This is a genomic window from Streptomyces noursei (assembly GCF_001646665.1).
Taxonomy (GTDB): Bacteria; Actinomycetota; Actinomycetes; order Streptomycetales; family Streptomycetaceae; genus Streptomyces; species Streptomyces lavendulocolor.
Genome location: NZ_LWBU01000071.1, coordinates 37,825 through 44,543, shown reverse-complemented (window position 1 = coordinate 44,543; position 6,719 = coordinate 37,825). Strand labels below are relative to the sequence as shown.

Genomic DNA, 6,719 nt, shown 5'->3' with positions numbered 1-6,719 from the left:
GACCTCGACGGCAAACGCTGGTACAACCCCGTCTCCTGGGTGCGTAAGTGGCGCAAGCATCGGCAGCGCCATGCCAGCGCTGACATGCTGCACTCGGCCGTGATGTTCGGAGTCGGAGTCTCGAGCTTTGGACGAGTGTCGAGTATCCGACGTGCCGTCAAGCTCCGTAACTCACGGCGTTGCGTGCGTTCGTGGCGTGGGGCCGCGAGCTGCGGGTGGAGCGTACTTGGCGTCGCTGGGGTCAGTGACACCGCTTGGTATGGACGCAACGTGTACCGCCACACCAAGCGCTTCGCGTGGAACGGACTGGCCTACGCCTACAACTCCTTCACGCCGCGGTACTGGCCTCGATACACGTACAGGTCATGGAGAGGACGCTTCTGATGCCTGACGATGACAAGTGGCCTGTATGGAAGACGTGGGGCGTGTGGGTCCTGATAGGCGTGACAACGCTTGATCGGAACGATGGCGATGCCCTCGACCACGTGCAGCTTGTCATCTTCACGATCTTCACGATCGTCGCGCTAGGCCATACCGGACACCGGCTCTTCCGCATGTGGAGGACGACCAACTAACAACCTCCCCTCGCTCTTCGAGACACGCTTCGGCCCCGCCATATGGCGGGGCCGAAGCTGTTTCCCGGCACCCGACAGCTCGCCAGCCCCCACTCCCCCACAGGCGCAATTGCTGATAAGGACTTGCGGCCTGCGGCTGGCGACGGCTCGAGCGCCCAAGCGACAGGAAGCAGAGCCACCGTAGGGAGCACGGGATCTCCCGGCTGGCCTATCACGCCGTGATAGGCCAATACGGGCAACGACACCGACAACTGTATGTACGGCCGATCCCCCGCCAGCAGGCCAACGCCAAACCAAACAGGGGGCAAGCCTCACTAGACCCGACTGGACGGGGTGCCTTGGCTGCAGCGCTATTCCGCTGGGGCTGAGGTGCAGCAGAAGCCCGCTGCCCGCAGCTAATGGGTAGCCGTGCTGGACGGCCCACGGTCCGCCTCCCACTGCCGTGGGCCTATCACGGCGTGATAAGCCCACGTGCGCGTGGGTTCTCGCAACTTCGCTTGGTTGATTCGAGAAACTGGACAAAACCTCATGTATGACAGATATGCGACGCCCAGAGTTGGGTCTTGGGCGGCCGATCTGCCAGCAGTTGGTGTGTCCGGACCTTGGAGGCGCTGACAGGCCGCCAGGAGGCCGTACACGGGATTTGACCCTCGGGTATGTCAGGTGAAGCGCCGAACAGCGGCCGTATCGGGCGCAGCTGGGCCGCCAGGCTGCTAGGGGACGGCATAGTCCTGGCAGCTATTGCTGCCGTCGCAATGCTGTCGCGCTTCGTCCCTGGACGTAGCGCGCTCGATCCCCCCTTGGTTGTGCTTGCGTTCGATCCGGGCAGCCCCCGGGCCACAGCTCCCGGTGGTCCTCGAGGACCACTCCGCCTGCACGAACTGGTGGATGAGGAGGTTGGGATGGCGCGGAACAACTCGGGTTGCGCGGAACCCCGACTTAAGCTTTCTGGGCCAACCCATCGAAGCCCGCTTCAGACCGCTACAACCCCGACGTTCTGATAGCCCAGGGCCGCTCGGGAAGCACCATTCTGAACGACGCTCCATCGGCCGAGCTCCCGAGCTTGGTGGTCGCGTGCCCCCGCCGTTGCTTCCGGGGCCCGCTGTGGCCGCCCTACGTCGACGACCTCTGACCGGTTGGGTTATCACGGCGGGATAGGTACCCCCACCCCCCATGGCCGGTGGCCCTCTGCTGGCGATGGCTGCGGTGCCCTACGAGGGATCAGATGGAGGACCGAACCTTCATGACCCCCACAAAGCAGGGGCCCACTCCCCCACCGGTCAGTTGCTAGAGCGGCTATCACGCCGTGATGGCTCCGCCCCGGTGGTGGCCTACGGTGCTCGTTGCCTGGGTCGGCCGGCGTCGAGGATCCGCCGTCTAGTTGCGGAGGTCTTGCGACTCGAGTCGAGCGGGCCTATCACGCCGTGATAGGCCCCATCGGTGGCAGCTGCCGCTCAACGGGTTATCACGGCGTGATAACCCGAAAGCATCAAATGCAAGCTAACTAACGTGTCAACGTGTCAGTCAGCGCTTGACGTTAGTACAGTGACTTGCATGACGTCACCTGACACCAGGGGCGACCGGGAGAAGGTCGTCTCTAAGCTGCCCTCCTGGCTCCGCCAAGAACTCAAGGTCCGTGCCGTACAACATGGCATCGACATGCAGGAAGCCGTCGAAGCCGGCATCACCGCCTGGCGGGGACTGGGATCCAACCTCTCCCCCATCGATACTTCGGGCGCCGAATCCTTCGCGACCTTCCTGCCCGCCGAGCAGTGGTCCGGCTTCCGCGCAGACTGCAAGAGCCGCGGCGTCTCTCTCATCCAAGGACTTGCCCAGTCCGTGCAGGTCTGGCTCGACAGCCACCCCTCCCCCGCCGTGAAGCGGCCGGAGATCGTGCGACGCATCGTCGTCTGCAACCAGAAGGGCGGAGTTGGAAAGACCGCCATCACGGCCGGGACCGGAGAGGCCTTGGCAGAGGACTCCACGAGCCTCGTGCCCGTCCGCGTCTCCAAGCACTTCGCTGCCCTTCTCGACGAGGACGACCGCACGAACGACCCGCTCGCTTTCGAGGACCTGCCCGGACTCGGCCAGCGCGTCCTGCTCGTGGACTTCGACCCGCAGGGCCACCTGACCAAGCAGCTTGGCCACGAACCCCTGCCCATGGATGGTGACTCCCTCACCAACCACATGGCTGGGGACGCGAAGGGCGACCTCAGCGACCTCATCGTCCCCATCGACGGGGACCGCTTCAGCGGACGGTTGCACCTCCTGCCCGCATGCGCCGACGCCTTCCTCCTCGACGTACGCCTCGCATCCGTACGCGCCCGGGAGGCAGCTCTCGAGCGGGCCCTCAACGCAGTCGAAGCCGACTACGACGTCATCCTCATCGACTGCCCGCCCAGCCTCGGCCTCAGCATGGACGCCGCCACCTACTACGGACGCAGGCGCCCCCAGGAAGTCCCCGGCAATTCCGGTGTCCTCATCGTCGTCCAAGCCGAGGACAGCAGCGCCGACGCCTACGGGCTGCTCACCTCCCAGATCGAGGACATGCGTAACGACCTCGCCCTCGACGTCGACTACCTCGGCCTGGTCGTGAACCACTACGACGCCCGCCGCGGCTACATCGCCACCTCCTCCCTCCAGTCCTGGATGGACATAAAGGATCCCCGTGTAGTCGGCGTCATCGGTGACCTCAAGGAACAGAAGGAAGCCGTCCGCGCCAAGCAGCCCCTGCTCGCCTACGCGCCGCGATGCGAGCAGTCCGTCGCCCTCCGAGCCCTCGCCCGGGAGATCAGCAAGTGAGCAAGGCCAAAAACCTCGGTGCCGGAGCGTCGTTCGCCCAGGCACGGCCCATCAGCGCCCGCCGAGCCGCAATCGGCGCCGCAACCGGAGCTCCCACGGCCGGCGTACCCGACCCCACGGAACTCAGCCTCCACCTGATCAGCCAAAACCCGGACAACCCCCGCGAGGCACTGCGCGACCTCGACGGACTGACTGACAGCATCCGCGAGATCGGCCTAGTCAATGCCATCACGGTAGCCACCCTCGACGCCTACCTCGCCGAGCGCCCACAGCGCACCAACGACGTGGACGACGGCGCCCGCTACATCGTCATCGACGGTCACCGCCGACTCGAAGCCGCACGCCGTGCGGGCGTGGACACCATCCGGGTATCCATCAACAACGACCTCGTCTCCACCGACGAGTCCCTCCTGGAAGCCGCCTTCGTCGCCAACGTCCACCGCGACGACATGAACCCCCTCGAGCAAGCACACGCCCTGAAGAAACTGGTCGAGTTCTACGGCTCCCAGAACAAGGCAGCCAAAAGGCTCGGGATCGGCCAGTCAACCATCTCCTCCAAGCTCTCCATCCTCGACCTCGATCCCTCCCTCCAAGCCGACCTCGTCGCCGGCCGCAGAACGGTCGAGGACGTCCGCAACCTCTCCAACCTCACCGCTGAACAACAGCGGGAGAAGGCCGACGCGCGAGCCCAGGCGAGGCAGAACAAGGCCGCAGCCAACCGCGCCCTATCACGCCGTGATAACCCCGAGCCCGCTCCGACGCCCAGCAGCGAAGCACCAGCGCAGCCTTCCGAAGCACCCAGCGACCTATCACGCCGTGATAACCCTGAACCCGACAACGCTCCCAGCCAACCAGTCCGAACCGCGGTGTCCGGCCCTACGGTCGGCAGTGTCATCACGACTCCCAAAGCGCCCGTTCCGGAGCCACGACCTGAAGCTCAGGCATCCGACGAGCCGCTAGAAGCCACTCCCCCAGTGCCGAACGACGGCGCAGCCCTCATGGACTACGCGCGCGGTCACCTCAACGGGGAGGAGCGCAGCGCCATGCTGCAGCGGTACTTCCAGGTGGCCAGCGGTGTGGAGGAGGTAGCTGAGGACCTCGGTCGCGGTCTTCGGCCTGAACACCGTCGCGACCTGTCAGCGATCCTGCGCCGGGTGGCAGATCTCCTGGCGACCTAGCAGGGGTGGGGGCGCTGGGCCTGGGCAGTCGCAAGATCTTCGAGCCCGTGAGATTCACCGGCCCGGGCGCCCCCTGGAGGAAGCCGTGACCGGATCAGCGCGTTCACAGCCTGTCAGGGGAAGGGCTACTGGGCAGCCCCTCCCCCGGTCTGACAGGGCCGGTATGAAGGTAGTCGCAGGACCGCGGCGGGTGCTTTCCCCAGGAGCTCTGAAGGCCATGTCTGAGGGCCCAGTCACTCCCTGGAGCTGGCTGGCCGGTCCCCGCTGTCCTTTCCGCGCAGCAGCCACAAGGTCCTTGTCTGCCGAGCGATGAGCCTGTGTCTCGCTGGTCAGGTCATGCCCGTGTGCGTCCTACCTGCATGTGGATGTGGTTCTGGTGAGCCGCGCGCAGCTGGGGGTCTCCTCCATAGTCGGGGTAGATCACGAATCCCGAGTCTCCGAGGTCCGGCATGGGCCACTTGTTTCCGACGCCGATGCCGTTGGCCTCACATTCGAACGTCGCGTACCGGAAGGCGGTGGAGAAGAGGGAGAAGGTCAAAGGGTCGACGGAGGGCGATATCCGCACGCTGGGTCCGTTGGGCAGGGAGCCCCAGTGCGTCTGTACTGACCTGTGGAACGAGGTCCCGGCTACCTTGCCGCGTAGGCCAGAGAAGTCGAGCGCGCGCCCCTGGTTGTGGCAGTCATTAGGCGGTCCCGAACCGTGGCCGATCCCGAGGTGAAGAACCTCCGCGATGTCCGGTGCCGACGCGTTGAGCCACCTGGTGAGCCGGTAGAGCGCGATGAGCATCCGCTGGTCGATGTTGTCCATGACGTCGGCGCTAGGAGCGATCTCGTTGGTGTAGCGGATGCCATCGATCCGTGCGGGCTTCACAGCGATGCGCTGGTCGGGCTTGGGGGAGACGACACCTGCAGGGCTGTCCACGAAGGGTGGGCTTTTGAGGGTGAGCTTGCCGCGCCGGAGCAGGTCCGCCGTCAGCCCGTTGGCTTGGGCGGCCGTGAGAAGTCTCGCGGGCTGGAGCGCTCCTGCGGGTGTGGTGGGGTGGAACGTCGAGAGGGCGCCGCTTTCGTCTACGTGGTCTTCATCCACGTCGAAGCGCTGGTAGGTGTCGTCGCGGAAGAAGTAGGCGAAGCGCCCCCCAGGGTAGACGGCGGCGTCCAAGTTGGCCGTGAAGACCCCAGGCCAGGCTGAGGCGATCTTTCGTGGGTACTCGGGGTCGACCCGGTCGGCAGTGATGTCGTAGCGGAGGTAGGAATCGCCTTTGAAGAGGTAGAGCTTGCCCGTCCCCCAGTTCATCGCCGCGTCGATGCCGGCCTGCCAATTCATGCCGCCGCGTGACCCATCGGGGAGGCCGGGCCAATTGGGAGCCAGGGGGAGGGGGTGGCCGTCCGGCGGCCTGTATGCGGGGTCGACGCGATCCTTGGGCTCGTCGTACCGGACGTACGTAGAACCGAGGAAGGCGTAGGCCTTGCCCGCTCCCCACCAGACGAAGGCGTCGGGCGATGTGGCCAGCCCGTCCCATGCGGCAATGGGCCTGTCACTGGCTTCGAGGTTGCCGGTGATCCCGTCGTACCTGTCGTAGCGGTTGTTGTCGAAGAAGAGGTAGACCTTGTCGTTAGGCCAGGCTATGGCGGACTTCAGCGCGGACACAGTTCCTCCCGGCTTCTGCTTGGCCGCGGACTGTTGTCGCTGGCTCCTGGCCGCGGCCGGTGCTTTGAGGTGACAGCTGACTGATCTGTCGAGAGACGAGTTACAGCGCCTCGCCTTCGGGCACGCCAGCGACGGAGTCGTCGCACTGCTCTGGATCCACGCAGGGTCCTGGGTCACCCGGGTCGTGTCTGTTTTGTCCTCCGACCTCTTGCTGCTGCCATTTGATGACGCCGTCCTCCTTGTAGGGGGACTTGACGAAGAAGGGCCTGTAGGGGATGGCTCGGTCGATCGAGCCCTGGAGGGGGAGTTTGAGTCTCATGGGTGTCTCCAGCAGAGGCGCACCCCGGGGCTTGGTGTCGCTGAGAAGCCGAGGTGCCCCTAATTGGTCGCTCGGATGGTGCGGTCCCGCGCGGGCGGTCGAGGCGCACTGCCTCGTGTCTGCGCGGGACCTTCAGGTCAGATGTCGAGGATCCGGGTCAGCGTCTTGAAGAAGTTGCTCGGTTCGACGCCGGGGTT

General features: G+C 65.4%; 3 protein-coding genes. 2 read left to right on the top strand and 1 reads right to left on the bottom strand.

What is annotated here, in order from left to right:
- Window positions 1-2,129: 2,129 nt before the first annotated feature.
- Both A4V12_RS06535 and A4V12_RS39695 read left to right on the top strand, forming a co-directional pair.
- A complete protein-coding gene (locus tag A4V12_RS06535) occupies window positions 2,130-3,377 on the top strand; it encodes a ParA family protein (RefSeq protein WP_064068258.1) in 1,248 nt (415 codons plus the stop codon).
- Window positions 3,374-4,555, top strand: coding sequence for a ParB/RepB/Spo0J family partition protein (locus A4V12_RS39695; RefSeq protein WP_350498000.1), 1,182 nt, complete (start codon window positions 3,374-3,376; stop codon window positions 4,553-4,555). Before A4V12_RS06535 ends, A4V12_RS39695 begins: the two co-directional genes overlap by 4 nt.
- Before the next feature lie 334 nt (window positions 4,556-4,889).
- Here A4V12_RS39695 and A4V12_RS06525 read toward each other — a convergent pair whose 3' ends face one another.
- On the bottom strand, window positions 4,890-6,203 hold the full coding sequence (locus tag A4V12_RS06525; RefSeq protein ID WP_064068256.1) for a hemopexin repeat-containing protein: 1,314 nt from the start codon (window positions 6,201-6,203) through the stop codon (window positions 4,890-4,892).
- Window positions 6,204-6,719: the final 516 nt, after the last annotated feature.